Origin of the sequence: Streptomyces hyaluromycini (assembly GCF_002217755.1) — a bacterium.
In the GTDB taxonomy this organism is placed as follows: domain Bacteria; phylum Actinomycetota; class Actinomycetes; order Streptomycetales; family Streptomycetaceae; genus Streptomyces; species Streptomyces hyaluromycini.
Window position 1 is genome coordinate 85209 of record NZ_BCFL01000042.1, and the last position, 20063, is coordinate 105271.

The following is a 20063-nucleotide window of genomic DNA, read 5'->3' on the forward strand; positions in this document are numbered from 1 at the left end:
AGCAGTGTCATGATTTCTCGCTACACGCTGCCTGACATGGCCGAGTTGTTCTCCGACCAGAACCGCTACGCCACCTGGGTCCGGGTGGAGATCCTCGCCTCCGAGGCGCAGATGCGGCTCGGTATCGTCCCCGGGGAAGCTGTCGAGGACATGCGCCGCGCCAAGGTGCCGCTGCCCGCCCGGGTCGCGGAGCTCGAAAAGGAACGCGACCACGAAGTCCTGTCGTTCCTGGCCTCCTACTGCGAGGACATCCCCGAGTCCTCCGCCGTGTGGGTCCACCTCGGCATGACCAGTTACGACCTGGTCGACACCGCGCTCGGCTACACCCTGGGCCGGGCCGCCGACCTGCTGCAGGGCGCCGCGCGCCGGCTGCGCCGCGTCCTGGTCGAGCGCGCCCTGGGGCACTGGGACACCGTTGTGGTCGGCCGCACCCACGGGGTCCACGCCGAACCCACCACCTTCGGCCACAAACTCGCGGGCCACGCCTTCGCCGTCGACCGGTCCCTGACCCGCCTGGCCGCTGCCCGCGACGCCGTCGCCGTCGGCACCATCTCCGGATCGGTGGGCACCTACGCCCTCATCGACCCGTCAGTGGAGGCCCACGTCTGCGAGTCGCTCGGGCTGGGCATCGAACCGGCCCCCAGCCAGGTGGTCGCCCGCGACCGGCACGCCCAGCTCCTGCAGGCCGTCGCCACCCTCGGTGCCTGCGTCGAGCAGATCGCCCTGGAACTGCGGCTGCTGCAGCGCACCGAGGTCCGCGAGGTTGAGGAACCGCGCAGCAGCGCCTACCAGGGGTCCAGTGCCATGCCCCACAAACGCAACCCCACGACCAGCGAACGTCTGTGCGGCCTGGCCCGGCTGCTGCGCGGCTATGCCACCGCTGCCCTGGAGGACGTCGCCCTCTGGCACGAACGCGACCTGGCCCACCAGTCCGTCGAGCGGGTCATCCTGCCCGACGCGCTGTCGGTCGGCCACTTCCAGGCCGAGGCAGCCGCCGACCTCATCGCGGGCCTGCAGGTCGATGCCGACCGTATGCGCGCCCACATCGACCAGACCGACGGCCTCGTCTACAGCTCCTCGGTCCTCGCCGAGCTCCTCGCCCGGGGCGTCGAACGGGAACAGGCCTACCGCAGCGTGCAGGCGGCCGCCAACCGTACGATCGCCACCGGCGAGCACTTCGCCGACGCACTCGCCGGCATCGGCGTCACCACGCACGACCTGACTCCACAGCGCTTCCTGACCCACCACGACGTGATCCGCAGCCGATTGGAGAAACTCCGTGCCCTGGACGATTGAACGTGCCCGCGGCGAGGACCTGGATCTGGACCAGGTGCTCGCCGTCTACCGGGACTCCGGCCTGGGGGAGCGGCGCCCCGTCGACGACCGGCAGCGCATGGGCGAGATGGTCCGCAACGCCAACCTCGTTCTGGTCGCACGCGACGACGACGGCACGCTGATCGGCATCGCCCGCAGCGTCTCGGACTTCTCCTATGTGACCTACCTGTCCGACATCGCCGTCGCCTGCACGCACCAGCACTCCGGCATCGGCCGCGCCCTCATCGACGCCACCCGCAAGGAGGCACCCACCGCCAAGATCGTCCTGCTGTCCGCGCCTGCAGCCGCGGAGTACTACCCCCACATCGGCTTCACCGCCCACAACTCTGCGTGGGTCCTCAACCCTTGACGCATCCGTGAACCTGTCGTGCGCCTGGACGAGCAGTTCCGATTGCGGGTTCTCACACGTAGGAAGGGTGTCCGACATCGGGTTGTGACGACCGATTTGGACACTCCCTTGACGGCACTGCATGTGCATGTCGATGACCGTTTGAAGACTCCGCGACGGCGTGGGCGTCCACCCCGACTGACCGATGCCGAACCGGTGATCCTGGCAGTAGCCCAGGCCGTGCTGGGCTTTCACGGCGAGGCCCGCTGGCTGCGCATCGCCCACGCCCACCTGCACGGCATGTTCCCCTACCTGCCCCGACGGCCCGCTTACAACAGGCGCCTGCGAGTGGCGCTGCCGCTGGTCAAGCGGGCCGTCCGGTCGCCGGCGGCGGACCCCGACCGGTGGCTGGACGATGCGTGGATCGTGGACTCACCGCCTGTCGAGTGCGCCCGCTCCCGGGAAGCCGTACGCCGCTCCGACTCGGCCGGACGGGTAGGCTACGGCTACTGCCGCTCCCACTCCCGCTTCTGCCGGAGTCTGAAACCGGCCGCTCTGCTGGACTTCGAGCCCGGGCCCGCCACTGCCCGGCCCGGACTGCCGATCCTGGCGGACAAGGGCTGCATCGCCGTCGGACTCAACCGCTTCCTCGCCGCCCGCAGCGTAAGCCTGCTGCGGCCCTCCCACCACAACCGAGGCGTCCCCCACAGCCGGCAGAAGCCCTGCTCAAAACGGTGCGACAGCTGATCGAGTCGGTCAACGACCCTCTCAAGGGCCGACTCCACCGGCGCACCCGTCACCAGGTCACTGATCGCCTACGACCACTGAGCCACATCGGAACCTCTCGTCCAGATGTGCTGTCCCGGGACGTCGGCGACAGCGATCACTGACATGTGATCTTGAAATGGGTGAGACACCTCTGGCTCGGCGCGGATCGACGCATCTGCACCGGCGACCGGACAGGCGACGTCAGGAAGCCTGCCTCCGGCGGCATCACCGTCGAGCGCGCCCTGACCGACAACGGCTCCTGCTGCACGTCCCGTCTGTGGCGCGATGCCCTGGCCGCAGCCACGCGACGCCTTCCCCGACCGGCTGCACACCCGCAGTCACCACCGCAGACACACCATGCTCAAGGGACGGCCGCCCGCCAGCCGAGCCCACGACCCGGCTGCCTGCCCACCGCGGTGCCCTCACCCCTGCCCCTCCTCGGCGGCGCGGGCCTCGATGCCCGACACTTTGCGCAGTGGAACCTCCCTGGTCCACAGGACCAGCAGGAACGCGACCGCGAACACACCGGCCGTGATCAGGAAGACCACGTGCATCGAGTCAGCGAAGCCCTGCTGGAACGGCTCGGCCAGGCGCGGGTCCAAGCGCTGGATGAATGAGGAGTCGCTGAGCACGTTCGGCCCGCCGACGCCCGAGCCAGGGTTCTGCACCATGTCGAGCACCGGCTTGTCGGACGGGTTCCGCAGCACGGCCGGGTCGTGCAGCGCAGCCTGGAAGGACGGCGTCCGTGCCGCCGACCCGAGCGCCGAGGCGATCTTGTCGCCGACGTCGCTGAACAGCACCGACAGGAAGACCGCGGTACCGGTGGTGCCGCCCATCTGCCGGAAGAACGTGGCCGAGGCGGACGCCACCCCCATGTCCCGGGGCGGCACGGCGTTCTGCACCGCGAGCACCAGCGTCTGCATGCAGCAGCCGAGGCCGAGCCCGAACAGCACCATGAACGCCATGGCCTGCCGCAACGGAGTGTCCCACTGCACCCGGTAGGCGAACAGCAGCAGCGCTACGACCATGACGGCGGTGCCGATCGTCGGGAAGATCTTGTACCGTCCGGTCTTCGCGGTGATCCGGCCGCTGACGACAGAGCCGATGATCACGCCGAGCATCAGCGGCAGCATCTGAAGACCCGAGCGGGTCGGACTCGCGCCCTTCACGATCTGCAGGTACTGCGGGATCATCAGCATCCCGCCGAACATGCCGGCACCGATCAGCACGGACAGCAGGCTGGTCTTGCTGAACGTGCCGTTGCGGAACAGACGCATCGGGAGAAGCGCGTCGTCACCCGCCTTGCGCTCCACGACGATCCACGCGGCGACGCCGGCCGCGCCGACGCTGTAGCAGACCAGCGAACGCGCCGAGCTCCAGCCCCATGCGCGACCTTGCTCAGCGACCAGCAGCAGCGGCACCACGCCAGCGGTAAGGGCGAGCGCGCCCCACCAGTCGATACGGCGGTCGCGGCGGGTGTGCGGGATGTCGAGGACCTTGGCGACGACGAACAACGCCACGATCCCGATCGGCACGTTGACCAGGAACACCCAGCGCCAGCCGGTGACACCGAGTATGCGCTCCTGCCCGGCGAGGAATCCGCCGGTGAGCGGACCGGCGACGCTGGACATGGCGAAGGTGGCGAGCATGTACCCCTGGTAGCGGGCCCGTTCGCGGGGCGGCACCAGGTCGCCGATGATCGCCAGGGCCAGCGACATCAGACCACCGGCGCCGACGCCCTGCACCGCACGGAAGACGGCCAGCTCTGTCATCGAGGTGGAGAAGGCACACAGCGCCGAACCGACGACGAAGACCGTGATCGCGGTCAGGAAGTACGGCTTGCGTCCGTGCAGATCGGACAGTTTGCCGTACAGCGGTGTCGCGATCGTCGCTGTGATCAGGTACGCGGTCGTCGCCCATGCTTGGCGGCTGAGTCCGTGCAGATCGTCCGCGATGGTGCGGATCGAGGTGGAGACGATCGTCTGGTCGAGCGCGGCCAGGAACATGCCCAGCATCAGGCCGCTGAGGATCGTCAGGATCTTCCGGTGGCCGAGGCCGGCGGATTTCGGTGCTGTGGTCCGGGGGTCTCCGCCGAGGGCGGCCACTGCCTCACTCATGGGTCTGCGCTCCCTGCTGCACGAGCCGGTACCGGTCCTCAGGTGGTCGTGGCCGCAGAAGCCGTGCCGGCTCGGTGTCGCGCCGCTTCCGGTACGCCTCGAACACCGCTCGGCCGGCGGCTGCCGTACGGCCCGTCGCCGCCGCCGACGTCGGCCAGCGCCCGGTCCACCAGTGCGGTGGCCGCACCGGTGTACGCGGCGGGGTCGAGCAGCCTGGCCAGTTCCTCACGGGTGAACACCTCTCGCACCTGGGGCAGTTCCGCCAGCACCTCGGCAAGCGGCCGGCCGGCCACGGCCGCCAGCGCCGACGCGTCGCTCAGCACCTGCCTGGCCGCCGCCTTGCCCAGCAGCGGCGCCAGCACCGCCGAGGCCCGCTCGGAGACGAGCTGGCCGCCGGTGGCTGCGGTGTTCACGCGCATCCGCTCCGGGTGCACCGACAGACCCCGGACCAGCTCGACCGCGGCGTGCGCCGCACCGCCGGTCAGCCGCAGACATTCCCGCAGCGGCTGCCACTCGGCATGCCACAGCCCCGCCGACCGCTCGTCCTCGGTGGCCAGGCACTGCATCAGCACCGAGGCCAGCGCCGGCACTTGCACCGCGGCTGAGCGGATGAGCGTGGCGAGCACTGGGTTGCGCTTGTGCGGCATCGCTGAGGAGACGCCCCGGCTGGCAGCGGTCGGCTCGGTCACCTCACCGACCTCGGTGCGGGTCAGTACCAGCACATCCGCGGCGATCTTGCCCAGCGCACCGGCGGTGTGTGCCAGCGCCGCCGCCAGGTCGGCGACCGGAGTGCGCAGTGCGTGCCAGGGCAGTGCCGGGACCGCCAGCCCCGTCTCCTCGGCGTAGACGGCAGCCAGCTCCACCATGCTGTGGCCGTCGGCGTCCTCACCCGCGTACTGCAGATAGCCCGCCAGCGTGCCGGCCGCGCCGCCCAGCGACACCGGAAGTCCTTCGTCGGCGACACGTTGCAGACGTTCGGAGGCCTCCAGCACCAGCTGCCGCCAGCCGGCCGCTTTCAGGCCGAAGGTGGTCGGCACCGCGTGCAGCCCCAGGGTGCGGCCAGCCATCACCGTCTCCCGGTGCGCCCTGGCCAGCTCGGTCAGGGACCCGGTCACGGCGCGCAGATCCGCGCCGATCAACCGCAGCGCCCGCGAGGCCACCAGCATCGCGCCGGTGTCGAAGACGTCCTGGCTGGTGGAGCCGCGATGCACATACTCCGCGGCGGTCACCGACTGCTCAGCCACCACCGCCGACAGCGCCTTGACCAGGCCCACCACAGGGTTGGCCGTCTCGCGGGCGGCCATCGCCAGCCGGCGCACGTCCAGGTTCTCGGCGCGGGCGGCGGCCGTGATCACGGCCGCCGCCTCGGCGGGCGCGGTGCCGCACCGCGCCTGGGCCCGCACCAGCGCGGCCTCCGCGTCCAACATCGCTTGCAGCCAGGCTCCGTCGCCGACAGCGGCCTCCACCGGCGTGCCCGCCCGCACCGGGGACAGCAGCCCCGCATCCAGGTAGACGGGCAGTGCCTCCCGGCCCGGCCCGTCGGAGTCGCTCATGTCGCCGGTTCCCTTCTCATGCCGTCGCGCCCCATTCCGTCCTGCGCATCGAGCGAGGCCCGCCCGGCGCGGCCGGCCGGGGGCTCTTCCACGCCCGGCGGCCGGGGCAGGTCCAGGACAGCCGCCGCGATGGCGTCGGAGTCCTCCAGCGTCACCGAGCCGACCCCCGGGCGTATGCCGGCAGCGGTCACCCAGTGCACCGACTCGGTGGGTATCCCGTAGGCGAAGCGCCGCGGATGGGGCACCCCGCGGGCGTCCAGCAGGTGATAGGGGCGGGTGGTGACCGCCAGCCCGCCGGTCTCGTAGTCCTGCCCGTCCGCTGAGGGGATGCTGTACGGCCGGCACTGTCCTGTGGCCAGCAGATGGCGCAGCAGCGGATCGGCTGTGCGGCGCAGGTCGGTTTCCGGAAGCCGACCCTCGATCAACGCCGTGGCCCGCACCCGCACATCTGGGATCTCGCTGGAGGTACCGAGGAAGCAGGGGCCGTCCGCGCCGTCCTCGACCGCATGCACTCGCATCCCCGGACCGGTCACTCTCAGCAGACCGGCGTCCATCAGCGCGGCCATCTCCTCGATGCGGGAGGCCGGCGGGCCGATCGACAGGTAGGCGTTGAGCGGCGTGTACCACTGGTCCAGCTCGTCGCGGTACGAGGCGCCGTCCAGGCTCCCGTGGTCGACAGCGAGCCGCACCTCGTTGCGCAGATCCCGCAGCACGTCGAGGGCCGCCTTCAACGGCCCTGTGACGTTGCCCTCCCGGGCCAGCGCCACGTCCCGGTCCAGGTAGGCACGCAGCCACGCGCGGAAGGACGCCAGGTCACGCAGGGCATCCGGGCCGTAGGGGCGGGCCACCCGCTCCCAGCTCCAGCGTTCGTGCACCTCGACACCGGCCTCCCGCAGCAGCCTCTCCTCGGCTGCGCCGGACTCGGCGCACAGGTAGCGGCCAGTGAACTCGGCAGCGCGTGACCGGCCGTGCCGGCGGGTGATCAGCGCCTCGTAATAGACGCACTGCACCTCCCTGGCGATCAGCGGCCACAGGTCGACACCGAAACGCACCGGGGAACGGGGGGACTTGCTGCCCGACAGCGCGGCGACGTATTCGGCAGTCAGCAGCCGGGGCCGGTAACGCCCGTGAGGGCCCTTCTCGTTCTCCCCGCGCGCCTGGTACGGCACCCCACGCCGCGAACCGGCGTACAGCGTGGGCTCGTGGCCCGAGGGGCGGTAGACCAGACGGCCGCCGACGCGCTCGAAGACACCGCCGCGGCCGTGGGTGAACAACGCCAGATAGTCGAAGAAGTTCAGGCCGAGCCCCCGCACGAGCACACTCTGGCCCGCGCCGATGCACGACAGGTCCACATCGGCCGGGTTGGCCGGGGCGATGTACGTCAGGCCGTTGCGGGAGGCGAAGTCGTGCAGCTCCCGCTCGGCAGCGGTCAGCGCCGTCGGCACGTGGCCCTGGGCGAGCACCACCGCCGACAGTCCGGTCAGCTTGGTGCCGTCCTCCAGCACCACCGTCTGCGCCCCCACGCTGCTGCAGGCCGGATCGGCGTCCTCCAGCCGCACCGCCCGCGCCCGGTGCACGCGCACCGCCACATGCGCGGCGGCGTTCGCGGTGACATGCCGGAACGCCCAGAGCAGGTAGTGCCCGTACAGGCCACGGGTGGGATACGTGTCCGGTCCCAGGGCCCGGGCCTCCGCCAGTTCCTCAGCGCTCAGCCGCACCGACCCGGCGCAGACGGCGGACGCCACGGAGGAATCGCCGTCCGAGCTGAGCGCCTTGGCCCACTGGAACAGACTCGGCCCCTCCTCCAGCGGCCCCTCGATGGTGACACTGGCGTCGGTGAACACCGTCACCTGGGAGGCGACGGTGTTCATCAGCAGGCGCCGGGACTGCGAGGGCCGCCACACCCGGCCCGAGCCGGGCGGATACGGATCGACGACATGAACGGTCAGGTGGCTGTAGCGGGGGGACTTGCGTTCCTGCGCACAGAGCCGTTCCAGTACGGACAGCCCACGGGGCCCGGCGCCGACGAGGCACACTTCCATACGTCCGCTGCTCACAAGGACACTCCGCTCAGCAGATCATGATGGTTTCCTGGCGCTTGCGAGCCGAACAGAGCGCCACCTGCCAAGACGGCGGCACGGGGGCTGCGGCCGTGCCACGGGTGTCCCGCGCATGCCTGACGTCCCATGCGTCTCCTTCCTCCGCGAGGATCAGCCGCGACGCTCAACAGCAGCTCGGATCTCGCTTGGGGCCTGCAGGGCGGTGATCAGCCTCGCTCACCAGAGTTGAATATGCGCCGTGAGCCTCGTTGGAGCCCTGCTCGAACCGGTGTGGACGACCGGCACGGGGGAGGCGCACATGTCAGCGCGGTCCGGCCACGGCGGGCGGCGCACATACAGGTGTCAGGGGCCCGTCAGCACCGCGTCAGCCCGTATTGGAAAGTTCCAGACGACATCTCCGGCCCAGGGACGGGTCGCCCCCATCACGCCTGCCAACGAGGAGTCGCGGTGACAGCCAATCAGGTCGTGCCCGTGCCCGTGCCCCACCAGGCCGGCTTTGACATCGGCCCGGACGCCGGTCCCGACCCCCGTTCGCACAAGGGCATCGACGCCCTGCCTGGCGAGGGGCCGGACACCGGCTCGGACACCAGCTACGACAGCCTGCTCGCGCTGCGCGACACGATGCTGCGTGAGGGAGCGGTGGAACTGGTGCCTCTGGCCGGCATAACGGTCACCGACACCCCGCGGACGGCAGGCGTCGACGGGAAGTGGGCCCTTACTCTCTCCGAGCTGGACACCGAGCTGCCGCCGATCGTGGTGCACCGGCCCACCATGACCGTCATCGACGGCATGCATCGGCTGCGCGCCGCCCAGCTGCGCGGCCGCGACCGCATCGCGGTCCGCTTCTTCGAAGGCTCCGCGCAGGACGCCGCACTGCTGGCGGTGGCGATGAACATCGTCCACGGCCGCCCCCTGTCACAGGCTGACCGGGCTGCGGCGGTCGAACGGATCGTCAGGATGCACCCGTACTGGTCCGACCGGGCCATCGCCGTCATCGCCGGACTGTCCGCCAAGAAGGTGTCCGAGATCCGGCGACGCTCGGGCGACCCGGTCCGGGGCGAACGCCGTATCGGCCTGGACGGCCGGGCACGGCCTCTGAACACCGTACGGGGCCGGGAACTCGCCGGAGAGCTGCTCCGCGCCGACCCCACCGCCTCACTGCGGACCGTGGCCCGCAAGGCGGGCATCTCCCCGGTGACCGTCGCCGACGTACGCAACCGGCTGCTGCGCGGCGATGACCCCGTCACCCCGCGCCAGCGCCTGGCTGCCCGGCGCGGCTCCCATGAACGGTCCGCGCCCCAGCAGAACACCGACTCCAAGTCGCCCAACGAGCTGTTCATCATCTTCGACTCGCTGCGCCGGGACCCGTCGCTGCGGCTGACCGAGGCAGGGCGCACCGTCCTGCGGATGCTGGAGGCATGCTCGCTGATGGTCCGCGACCGCCGCCAGATCATCGCCAGCCTGCCGCCGCACTGCACCGGTCAGATGGCCGCCCTCGCCGGCGGCTACTCCGAGCTGTGGCGGGTCTTCGCCGACGAACTGCGGGCGTGCGAGGAGTAGGGACGGGAGCAGGAGCACAAGCTCACCGGGCCCGTCAGGCGCCGGTGAGCCGTTCGATCCGGCTGAGCAGATCCTGCTGCTCCCGGGAGAGCCGCTCGATACGGCGACGCAGCAAGGCCACCTCGCCGCGCAACAGATGCACGCTCAACTCGCCGTCGGACCGCTCTCCCTGTTCCGGCGGCGCCCCGGCCGCCCGTCCCGGTGCGGGCCACTCCGGCGGCTCGGCCAGCCGCACCACGGGAACGCACGCCGCCCCTGGCCTCGCATTCCGGATGACACCGGGATCCTCGTGCTGCGAGACCGTCTCCATGCAACCGCGCAGCGCCGGCCCCGGCTCCACCCCCAGGTCGCTGGCCAGCCGACGGCGCGCCCGCTCATACGTACCGAGCGCTTCGGCCTGCCGTCCGCACCGGTACAACGCGATCATCAGCAGCTCGTAGAACCGCTCCCGCAGCGGGTGTGTCGCGGTCAGCTCCTTCAGCTCGACAGTGATCTCCCGGTACTGGCCAGCGCGCAGGCACGCGTCGTAGAGCATCTCCAGCGCCACCATGCGATGCTCCTCCAGCATCGCCGCCTCCGCCGCGCAGATGGAGCCGCGCGCGCTGCCCTCCAGCGCCCGGCCCCGCCACAGCGCCAGCGCCGAACGCAATACCTGCGCCGAACGCCCCGGATCGACAGCGGCCAACTCCCTGCCCTCGGTGACCAGCCGCTGGAAACGCTGCGCGTCGGTGCTCGCGCAGTCGGTCCGCAGCACGTACCCCATCGGCCGGGTCACCAGCCAGCCGTGGCGCGCACAGCTGTCACCAGGCACCGCCTGCAGCAGCCGGCGCAGCCGCGCCACATGGGCCTGCAGGGCATTGGCCGCGTTGGCTGGCAGCCGGTCGCCCCACAGTTCGTCGACCAACCGGTCCGCGGACACCTCCTGACCGGCCTTCACGATCAGCGCACCGAGCAACGCACGCTGCTTGGCCCCCGCAGGCATGATCCCCACGCCGGACCGATCATCGTGAATCTGAACAGAACCAAGGATCCGAAACTCCATCTCGCCCCTCCCCCGGGAAACTCGACGAGCTTGCGACAGGAATCCCGAAACCAGCACTTCCCCGCAAACCGCTGGTCCGCTTCCGGCAGTGGACAGTAGTTCCCCCGCGGCACCCACGCAGGATCCACCACCGGCACACAGCACGCCTTCAGCGAATCTTTGAGGCCGACTCAAGTGGTCCGGTGCCGGCAGCGCCGCCCAGCTCATGGCTGAACAGGCCGACCGAGGAGTACGAGGAGTTTCGGCTGCCCGCCGCTGGCCTGGCGGCAGCACGGGCGTGCGCCGAACCGGCCCTGGAAACAGTGTGGTCGGGCTCCCAGCTGGGCCGGTATCCGGCCGCTCCGCTGCCGTTGACCCTGCGGAACGCCACCGACGGCGACCCGCACCGGGCCCACGCCCTCGTCGCCGCCCGGAGGGAGAGCCCCGACAGTGGGCACGGGCCCCCGCCCAGTATGTGATCGCCCACAGTGCCCTCGGCTCGGACGACCTCGTACGCGCGGAGGCCGCTCTGCGCACCGCCGACGACACCCTCCGGTTCCTCGGCGGCCGTTGGGGTACCGCCCTGGCCCCGGATGCCCTCGCTGCCCTGGCCGGAGCCCGCGGGGAGCGCGCCGTCGCCCTCACCGAACAGGCGCTCGCCCTCTCCGAACGGCTGGGATACGACCGCGCGGCGCACGTCTTGGCGGCCTGTGGCGACCACCTGGCTGGCACCGACTCCGGCGCCGCGCGCGCCGCCTACACCCGCGACGCCGACCTGGCCGCCCACGTCGGGAGCCCCGACTGTCTGGCAGCGGCCCGACACGGCCTCGGCGGCCCACGCCCTGCTGGCGGGCCAGACGGCCAAGGCCGGTGCACGGGCCACCGGGTCCGCGCCCTGCTCGGCCTCGCGAGTATCGCCGAGGCCGGTGGCGTCCGGAGCGCGGCCCGCCTCCACTACGTCCCACGGCTTGACGCCCGGGACCCGTGACGCACAGCCGTACGACGGCACAAGCGCCCCTCTAACGGCCCTGCCTAGCCTCTGGGGCAGGTCTGCGACCCACGCTGTACAGCTAGAGGTTGTCCGCCGCACTGACAGGAGCCGAGACAGATATGTCTGTGGAAACCACCAAGCCACCCGCGACGGGCAGATTACCCGTGAAGGAGTTGTGTTGTTTGGGGCGGGTGGTTATTCGGTTTGCGGGTGATTCGGGTGATGGTATGCAGTTGTTGGGTGATCGGTTTGTGTCGGAGACGGCGTTGTTGGGTAATGATCTGTCGACGCTGCCGAATTTCCCGGCCGAGATCCGGGCGCCTGCGGGCACTCTGCCGGGGGTTTCTTCGTTCCAGTTGCATTTCGCCGACCATGACATCCTCACTCCCGGTGATGCGCCGGATGTGCTGGTGGCGATGAACCCGGCTGCGTTGAAGGCGAACCTGCCGGATGTGCCGCGCGGGGGGGAGGTCATTGTCGACTCGGATGGGTTCACCGGACGGGCGATGCAGAGGGTCGGCTACGGCACCTCGCCTCTGGAGGACGGGTCACTCGACGGTTACAGCCTCCATCCGGTGCCGCTGACCGCGCTGACGGTGGAGGCGCTGAAGGAGTTCGGTCTCAGCCGTAAGGAGGCCGAGCGCAGCAAGAACATGTTCGCGCTGGGTCTTTTGTCGTGGATGTACCACCGGCCGACCGAGGGCACGGAGAGATTCCTCCAGCAGAAGTTCGCCAGGAAGCCCGAGGTCATGAAGGCGAACCTGGCGGCTTTCCGGGCGGGCTGGAATTTCGGTGAGACGACGGAGGAGTTCGCGGTCTCCTACGAGGTCGCCCCGGCGGCCACCGCTTTCCCGGTGGGCAGGTACCGGAACATTTCCGGGAACCTGGCGCTGTCCTACGGGCTGGTTGCCGCGTCCCGGCTGGCGGGTCTGCCGTTGTTCCTCGGGTCGTACCCGATCACCCCGGCGTCGGACATTCTGCATGAGTTGTCCAGGCACAAGAATTTCGGTGTGCGTACGTTCCAGGCGGAGGACGAGATCGCCGGTGTCGGTGCGGCGCTGGGCGCGGCGTTCGGCGGTGCGCTGGGCGTGACGACGACCTCGGGTCCGGGAATCGCGTTGAAGTCGGAGACCATCGGCTTGGCGGTCTCGCTGGAGCTGCCGCTGCTGGTGATCGACGTCCAGCGGGGCGGGCCGTCGACGGGGCTGCCGACCAAGACCGAGCAGGCCGACCTGTTGCAGGCGATGTTCGGGCGTAACGGTGAGGCGCCGGTCCCGGTGATCGCGCCGCGGACGCCGGCGGACTGTTTCGATGCGGCGCTGGAGGCGGCGCGGATCGCGCTGGCGTACCGGACTCCCGTGATGCTGCTCTCCGACGGGTATCTGGCCAACGGCTCCGAGCCCTGGCGGATCCCGGAGCTGGAGGAGCTCCCGGATCTGCGGGTGCAGTTCGCGAGCGGACCGAACCACACCCTGGAGGACGGTACTGAGGTCTTCTGGCCGTACAAGCGGGATCCGCAGACCCTGGCCCGGCCGTGGGCGGTCCCGGGCACGCCGGGTCTCGAGCACCGGATCGGCGGCATCGAGAAGCAGGACGGCTCGGGCAGCATCTCTTACGACCCGGCCAACCACGATTTCATGGTCCGCACCCGGCAGGCCAAGATCGACGGCATCGGCGTCCCGGATCTGGAGGTGGACGACCCGGAGGGGGCGCGCACGCTGGTGCTGGGCTGGGGGTCGACGTACGGGCCGATCACGGCGGCGGTACGGCGGCTGCGGGCGGCCGGCGAGCCGATCGCGCAGGCGCATCTGCGCCACCTCAACCCCTTCCCACGCAACCTCGGTGAGATCCTGTCCCGGTACGACCGCGTCGTCGTCCCGGAGATGAACCTCGGTCAGCTGGCCACGTTGATCCGCGCGCGATACCTGGTGGATGTCCGTTCCCACAACCAGGTCAACGGCATGCCGTTCAAGGCCGAGCAGCTTGCCACGGCGCTGAAGGAGGCCATCCATGACTGACGCCATGACCGACGCCACCGACGGACTGCTGCAGCTGATCCCCAAGGCCGAGGCCAAGCAGTCCGTGAAGGACTTCAAGTCGGACCAGGAGGTGCGCTGGTGCCCGGGCTGCGGTGACTACGCCGTCCTCGCCGCCGTGCAGGGCTTCATGCCCCAACTCGGCCTGGCGAGGGAGAACATCGTCTTCGTCTCGGGCATCGGCTGCTCGTCGCGTTTCCCGTACTACATGAACACGTACGGGATGCACTCCATCCACGGCCGCGCTCCCGCGATCGCGACCGGGCTGGCGACCAGCCGGCGGGACCTGTCCGTGTGGGTGGTGACCGGTGACGGTGACGCGCTGTCCATCGGCGGCAATCACCTGATCCATGCGCTGCGCCGCAACGTCAACCTGAAGATCCTGCTGTTCAACAACCGGATCTACGGGTTGACGAAGGGGCAGTACTCGCCGACGTCCGAGGTCGGCAAGATCACCAAGTCGACGCCGATGGGCTCGCTGGACGCCCCGTTCAACCCGGTGTCGCTGGCGATCGGCGCGGAGGCGTCCTTCGTGGCACGCACGATCGACTCCGACCGCAGGCACCTGACGGAGGTGCTGCGCGCGGCCGCCGCCCACCCGGGCACGGCCCTGATCGAGATCTACCAGAACTGCAACATCTTCAACGACGGCGCCTTCGACGCTCTCAAGGACAGGCAGTCGGCGGACGAGGCGGTGATCCGTCTGGAGCACGGGCAGCCCGTCCGCTTCGGCGCGGACGGTGCGCGCGGTGTCGTACGGGACCGGCTCACCGGCGATCTGAAGGTGGTCGACGTGAGCGCGGAGAACGAGTCCGAGGTCCTTGTGCACGACGCCCGCTCCCCCTCCCCCACCACGGCCTTCGCGCTGTCCCGGCTGGCCGACCCCGACACCCTGCACCACACGCCCCTCGGCGTCTTCCGCTCGGTGGAACGGCCCGTCTACGACGTCCGGATGTCCGGGCAGCTGGACACCGCCGTCGAACAGCACGGCAGGGGCGACCTGGCGGCGCTGCTGGCCGGCGGGGACACCTGGACGGTCGCGGGCTGACCTGGCACCCGGTCTTTCCATGTCGGCTTTGCGGGACGGCGGGTGAGCCGGCCGGTGACCTGTCGGACCGTCGGCGGTGCAGGAGGAGCTGCTGCCGGCGCGGCTCGCAGGGGCGCGATGCAGGCGCGGACCATCTGGTGGATGACCGGGGCGTTCTCGGCGAGGGGTTCGCGGTGCAGCCGGGTGGCGTTCGTGCATCCTGGGGCGAACCGCTGTTCCAGGGCTTGTCAGGGTCCGGCCTGGTGGGTCGGGGCCGGTTCTCACGGAGGGTGCCCTGCCGGTCGGTGGCGCGCGCGTAGCGCAGCACGGTGCTGAGGCCCCGGCCCGGATGCCTGGCGGATCGTCCGGCGCGAGTGGCCCTGGGCGAGCAGCGCGTGGACCGGGGCGTGCGCGGCTTTCTTGCACCGGGCCCGACGGCCGCCAGGGCCCGGGCCGGCGGGCACTGTGGTGTCGATCGTGTCGGCGTACGCGGTCCTGGGCCTCTCGTGCCAGGGGTCCAGGAACGCGCCGGTCTCGTGGCGCAGGTACGCCTCCGGCGGGGGGACGTTGTGGCCGAGTTCCTGCGCGTAGGCGACGGTGCGGGTCTCGTACCGGGCCGGGCCCGTCGGCCGCTCGCCCGACGGCGTGAACGGCGGGGGAGGGCGCGGGTCCAGGCCGACCGGGGAGAGGCAGACCAGCCAGCACCCCGGGATCTTCGGGTCGAACGCCGGGGCACTGGCGTGCTCGGGGGCGGACAGGCCCACGGTCAGGCGGGCGGCGGCGGCCAGGAACGTGGTGTTGATGTCCGGGCCGGCCGCGAAGGGCAGCGCGGCCTCGCCGCCGGTGGGCAGGTCGACGTCGCGCACCCACTGGTAGGCCTCTTCGTCCAGGAAGCCGCCCGTCCAGCCCTGCGCGACGGGGTGTTCGGGCCGGGCCTCCGGCGGGGCCGGGTCGACCGGCGTGCCGCCGGGGGAGCCGGGGTTGTGCCCGCAGACCCGTCCGCCGGCCGCGTCCCGCACGGCGCGGGGGCGCGGCGCTCCGTTACGGCCGGCGCCGCCTCATCCGGGGCCGGAAAAGAGGAACCGGCACCCGGCGCCTCCGCCGCACTGACGGCCGCCGGCGCCGGGACGGCCGGGGAGGGAGCGGCCGCAACCGGGGCAGCCGCTGGTACGCCTCCGGCCGCGGCGGGCGCGGCTCGCTGCGCCCGTGCTCCCAGTCCGTCACCGTCTGCTGGGTGGTCTTCAAGGCCTGCGCCAGACGGGCCTGAGTGACCCCCGCCGCCTCCCGCAGCCGCGCCCGCTCCGCCGGGGTCGGCAGCTGCGGTTCCTCCGCCAGCAGCACGTCGACCGACGCGAACAGCTCTTCCTGACTCGCCAAGGTGGCTCACCTCCGTCAACCGCACCAGCAGTTACTTAACCCTGGATTTAACCTATTCTCTTGACTCTTTCGGGGGTGTCGTGTCGCCCCGTGACAGCGGCAGCCAGCGGCACCCTGACCTCAACCTTTCACCAGCGAAAACACCCCGAGCTGACGCCTCACCAGTTGGTACAGCACAGAGTGAGAACGGCCGCCGCCACGGACTCGACTTCGGCAGCGCTCACTTGGGCAGCTCGTGATGCTCAGAACCTCCTCAGAACCGGTGTCAGGTCCCCTAGGCACGGCGAGCCTTCGGGCAGCGCTCACAGATGGGCGCCGGAGCCGAGGGAGCAGCATGGCCGGGCCGGACAACGTCGCGCGCATCATTGCGGCCGGTAGCGCGTTGATCACAGGTGTCAATATGGCGGTGTCGTATGCGACTTACGTGCGCAAGCGGCCCCGCCTCGCGGTGAAGGTGAGCTTCGCGGACGCGCCCCACTACAGCATTGAGGGTGGCGTCCGGAGCTACCTCGTCGTGCACCTTGCCAACCGCGGTGAGGCAACAGTCAGGGCCGTCTATGTCGGTCTCGATACCGCATGGGGGGAACGGCCGCGATCCCGACAGTTCGGCCGCCTACGTAGGAAGTGGCAGGGCGGCGCCGTAGCGTATGTCCTGACATATATGGAAGACCTCAGCCTGGAGTCTGAGTTTCCTGTCACTTTGGGAGCATTCGAGGAATCTAGGCCCTTGTTCCGTTTCGGCGGTTGCTTGAAAGAACTCAACGAGCTGCCAGAGCGAAAGTGGCATCGTGCCAGCGTCGGCTTGCCGGGCGGGCGACACATCTATAGCCCATGGGTCGAAGAGGAATGGCTCTCGTGCGGCTGCGCCGGGTGTACTCCGCTGGCGCAGCAGCTCACCTTTGACGACCTTAACGGCTAGAAGCACCAGATATCCGACGCCGCTACGCCGCCGCCCATTCCAGTCCGAGTGCGGCCAGCTGCACAAGCCTGTCCGCACTGAGCTTGGCTCGGCGGGTCTTCGTGTTCGACAGGAAGACACCCAGCTTGACCGTGACCTCTTCACCGTCGATCACGATCACTTCTTCGTGAGAGCGGCTGACGGGCCCCACAGAGCCCGTGCGCTCCCGGTACTGGGTAAAAGCCGCAACCCCCCGCTCGAACGCCCCCAAGCGGCCCCCAGAGGCCTTGGCGGGCGCCTCCAGCTCCGGGGCCGGCGGCTGGATCCCCAGAGCCGTCAGCCGCTCCCGTTGCCCGGGCACGAGGCCCTGCCACACCGCGTGTTCCTGATGCCGGGCCAGCCACCGCCCCACGTCCATCCCGTGCACGGTGACGCCGGGCAGGACGACGGCCTGGTCCTCCTCACGCAGCAGCTCCCGCACGGCCGCATAGTGCCGCTGCCAGTCCGCCGGCCACTCCGGGTTCCAGTCCGGATCGATCTCGGCGAGCGCGGCCACCCGCTCCGGATGGCCCTCCAAGGCCCCCGCCCGGCGCAGGTTCGACAGCCACTGCCCCACCGGCCGGTCCAACGCCATCGCCCCCCGCGGCGCGCACAGCGTCCAGTGCATCTCGAAGTACACCCGCGCCGCCGCCAGGTTCTCCTGGAACTGCGCGTCCGCGACGTCCCACACCATCCCCAGCGACTCCAGCCGCTGCGCCCGCACCGCCGACAACTGCCCCGCCCCAAACGCCCTTCGCTGTTCCGCCACCCACGTCCCCAGCGGATACGACCCCTCCCGGTGGTCATAGGGCACCCTCGCCCCGCCGGTCCTCTCGGCATACCGCTTCAGCGCCGCCCACCCCCGCGCCCAGTCCTGCCGCTCGACGCTGATCACGTTGAACGACACCCAGTTCGCGACCATGACCGGATCCCTCGGAGCCGCAAAACGCAGCAGCAGCCGGGATTCCTCTTCACCCTCCTCAGGGGCCGCACCGATCGTCTCCATAGGCTTGGTACGCTGCAATCCCTCCTGCGGGATGGCAAGCAATTCCACAGCCTCTTCATCGTGAGCCCGCAACCCCTCCAGGACTTTCACCAAAGGCCGATACGACCCCGAGGTGAACATATCCTCCGGCTGCTCCCCCTCCTTCAGGAACACCGGAACAATCAGGGACGCCAATTTCCCCTGACCGGGCTTCTGCCGCAAAGCACGACCGATCGCCTGCACAATGTCATGCGGAGCACCCTTGGGATCAATCAGCGCAACGGAATCCACGGCACGGATATCGACGCCTTCCCCGAGGACGCGACAATTCGAAAGAACGGCCCGCTGAGCGGTACCACCGAAACCACCAAGGACGTCCTCCCGGCGCTCCGGGGTGTGCTCACCGCACAGCCAGTCAGCCCACAGCGCCGACGGGTACTTGCCCGACTGGTCCGCATGCAGCCGCGCCGCCACACCCCCCAGCCCCTCCGCGAACGCCTGCGCCTCGATCCTCCGATGGTGGAACGTGATCGTGGTCTGAAGCCCGTGATCCGCCATCGTCCGCAACAGCGCACCCTGGAGCGCACCCATCCGCTCCCCACGCACCCCTTCCTCGCGCGACAGCGGCCCCCGCAACCGCTCCGGCGTCACCACCGGGTCCGTCAGCTCCACCACGATGATCTGATACCGGGCCAGCAGCCCCCGCGCCACGGCCGACGCCAGCGTGAGCTTGTACAGCACCGGCCCGAAGATCTCGGCATCGTCCATGGAGGCCGCCAGCTCCGCCGGCAGCGCGTCCCGCACCCCTTCCGCCACCTCCCACGTCGGGGGCCGCTCCTGCCAGATCCGCGGCGTCGCCGTCATGTACAGCCGGCGCGCCGCCGGGATCACACCCTGGTCGTGAACGGCCGCCCACGCCTTCCCCAGAGAACCGCTGGTCCGATGCGCCTCATCGACCACCACCAGGTCCATCGGCGCCAGCCGCTGCCCGTACTCGCCCTCGAACGCCTCCGCCAGCACACCCAGACTCGCGTACGTGCCGAACATCGTCACCGGCCCGCTTCCGTGCCAGAGAGCAAGCCGGACAGGATTCGTGGTCGCCCGCACATCAAGCCCCCACAATTGCGGGTCCTCTTCCAGCGAACAAACTGCCACCGCATCACCAACGTGCCCGGTATTCCGCCACGACTTCACAGTCTGCTTCAGCAGGTCCAGAGTCGGCACCAGAACCAGAACGCGCCCGTGAGGAATAAGCCTCTTGGCCGCTACGGCAGCCATGATTGTTTTTCCTGTGCCGCACGCGGAATGCACCTGCCCGCGCAGCCCGTCCGCCGGGATACCGCCGGGCGGGATATCCAGGCCGCGAACGATCGCGTCAACAGCCTCGATCTGATGGTCACGAAGTTTCACGGCCATTCCCGTACTCTCCATTTCTGCCTGAATTCACCGGGAGGGAATCCACGAACGATGACTGGTCCCGGGGATGGTGGGCTCTGACTCCATACTCTACACAGCGCATCATAGTGATGCACCTACCTTCAGTGAAGTCTCACCTCGCAGAATGCATCGTGGCCTGTTCACGCCTCACCAGGCTGGCCGATGATGTAGCATGAGCCGCGCACTGACATGGTTTTTGATCGTCCGTCAGAGCGACAGAGTGAGTATCCGTGAAGATTCCCGTTCGACTGGCACCCGATGCCCCGTCAGTCTTGTTGCGGAGGTCACGGCTTGGAATTCCAGTCGCTACACAGCTCCCCAAACGATGCACCCTCCCTGTTGCTGCCGCTTTTCGGATTCCCGCTTGCGGGAATCCTTCCGATGCGCGCTTGCGCGCATCGGCGCTTTTAACAATTCCGCTTGCGGAATTCAATTCCCGCGCCTGCGCGGGAATTTTTCGGTAATTCAATTTCGCTTGCGAAATTGAATTCACTACCGTGCGCGCCAGCGCACGGTATCCCGCTCCGCGGG

General features: G+C 69.8%; 14 protein-coding genes and 2 pseudogenes. 9 read left to right on the forward strand and 7 right to left on the reverse strand.

Going from position 1 to position 20063, the window contains the following annotated elements; genetic code table 11:
• Positions 1–9 precede the first annotated feature (9 nt).
• The 3 genes and pseudogenes from purB to SSP29_RS49975 all read left to right on the forward strand — a co-directional run bounded on the left by purB (position 10) and on the right by SSP29_RS49975 (position 2491).
• Entirely contained in the window at positions 10–1296 is a 1287-nt protein-coding gene (gene purB / locus SSP29_RS49965; protein ID WP_089107674.1) for an adenylosuccinate lyase, read from the forward strand.
• Positions 1280–1684, forward strand: coding sequence for a GNAT family N-acetyltransferase (locus SSP29_RS49970; protein WP_089107675.1), 405 nt, complete (start codon positions 1280–1282; stop codon positions 1682–1684). Before purB ends, SSP29_RS49970 begins: the two co-directional genes overlap by 17 nt.
• Positions 1685–1768: 84 nt before the next feature.
• A pseudogene (locus SSP29_RS49975) lies at positions 1769–2491 on the forward strand (transposase family protein).
• A gap of 362 nt (positions 2492–2853) precedes the next feature.
• On the opposite strand, the gene SSP29_RS49980 reads toward SSP29_RS49975, so the two are convergent.
• The 3 genes from SSP29_RS49980 to SSP29_RS49990 are packed head-to-tail and all read right to left on the reverse strand — an operon-like array spanning position 2854 to position 8158.
• Positions 2854–4548, reverse strand: a complete 1695-nt coding sequence (locus SSP29_RS49980) for an MDR family MFS transporter (protein WP_089107676.1) — start codon at positions 4546–4548, stop codon at positions 2854–2856.
• 38 nt (positions 4549–4586) lie between these two features.
• Entirely contained in the window at positions 4587–6101 is a 1515-nt protein-coding gene (locus tag SSP29_RS49985) for a nitrosuccinate lyase (RefSeq protein WP_089107677.1), read from the reverse strand.
• On the reverse strand, positions 6098–8158 hold the full coding sequence (locus SSP29_RS49990; protein WP_089107678.1) for an FAD/NAD(P)-binding protein: 2061 nt from the start codon (positions 8156–8158) through the stop codon (positions 6098–6100). Before SSP29_RS49990 ends, SSP29_RS49985 begins: the two co-directional genes overlap by 4 nt.
• 450 nt (positions 8159–8608) lie before the next feature.
• Here SSP29_RS49990 and SSP29_RS49995 point away from each other — a divergent pair, with 450 nt between their 5' ends.
• On the forward strand, positions 8609–9721 hold the full coding sequence (locus tag SSP29_RS49995) for a ParB/RepB/Spo0J family partition protein (RefSeq protein WP_167450204.1): 1113 nt from the start codon (positions 8609–8611) through the stop codon (positions 9719–9721).
• A 34-nt stretch (positions 9722–9755) separates the two neighbouring features.
• Here the strand turns inward: SSP29_RS49995 and SSP29_RS50000 are convergent, their stop codons facing one another.
• Positions 9756–10763: an AfsR/SARP family transcriptional regulator gene (locus SSP29_RS50000; RefSeq protein WP_089107680.1), complete on the reverse strand. Its 1008-nt coding sequence runs from the start codon at positions 10761–10763 to the stop codon at positions 9756–9758.
• Between the two features lie 182 nt (positions 10764–10945).
• On the opposite strand from SSP29_RS50000, the gene SSP29_RS58160 reads away from it, so the two are divergent.
• The 4 genes from SSP29_RS58160 (at position 10946) to SSP29_RS50015 (ending at position 14817) form a co-directional block, all read left to right on the forward strand.
• The gene (locus SSP29_RS58160; RefSeq protein ID WP_145969080.1) at positions 10946–11221 is read left to right on the forward strand and encodes a hypothetical protein; all 276 of its coding nucleotides are present in this window, start codon (positions 10946–10948) and stop codon (positions 11219–11221) included.
• Positions 11218–11730 carry a hypothetical protein gene (locus SSP29_RS50005; RefSeq protein ID WP_089107681.1) on the forward strand — a complete coding sequence of 171 codons (513 nt, stop codon included), beginning with the start codon at positions 11218–11220 and terminating at the stop codon, positions 11728–11730. Before SSP29_RS58160 ends, SSP29_RS50005 begins: the two co-directional genes overlap by 4 nt.
• Before the next feature lie 122 nt (positions 11731–11852).
• Positions 11853–13751, forward strand: a complete 1899-nt coding sequence (locus tag SSP29_RS50010; protein WP_089107682.1) for a 2-oxoacid:acceptor oxidoreductase subunit alpha — start codon at positions 11853–11855, stop codon at positions 13749–13751.
• A 4-nt stretch (positions 13752–13755) separates the two neighbouring features.
• Positions 13756–14817, forward strand: coding sequence for a 2-oxoacid:ferredoxin oxidoreductase subunit beta (locus SSP29_RS50015; RefSeq protein ID WP_089107077.1), 1062 nt, complete (start codon positions 13756–13758; stop codon positions 14815–14817).
• A 344-nt stretch (positions 14818–15161) separates the two neighbouring features.
• Here SSP29_RS50015 and SSP29_RS60820 read toward each other — a convergent pair.
• Positions 15162–15830, reverse strand: a pseudogene (locus tag SSP29_RS60820) (hypothetical protein); the annotation flags it as partial.
• A gap of 7 nt (positions 15831–15837) precedes the next feature.
• Positions 15838–16173, reverse strand: a complete 336-nt coding sequence (locus SSP29_RS60825; protein ID WP_107436442.1) for a helix-turn-helix domain-containing protein — start codon at positions 16171–16173, stop codon at positions 15838–15840.
• 334 nt (positions 16174–16507) lie between these two features.
• On the opposite strand from SSP29_RS60825, the gene SSP29_RS50030 reads away from it, so the two are divergent.
• Positions 16508–17092 carry a hypothetical protein gene (locus SSP29_RS50030; RefSeq protein ID WP_089107078.1) on the forward strand — a complete coding sequence of 195 codons (585 nt, stop codon included), beginning with the start codon at positions 16508–16510 and terminating at the stop codon, positions 17090–17092.
• A 22-nt stretch (positions 17093–17114) separates the two neighbouring features.
• On the opposite strand, the gene SSP29_RS50035 is transcribed toward SSP29_RS50030, so the two are convergent.
• The gene (locus tag SSP29_RS50035; RefSeq protein ID WP_089107079.1) at positions 17115–19511 is read right to left on the reverse strand and encodes a DEAD/DEAH box helicase; all 2397 of its coding nucleotides are present in this window, start codon (positions 19509–19511) and stop codon (positions 17115–17117) included.
• Positions 19512–20063 lie beyond the last annotated feature (552 nt).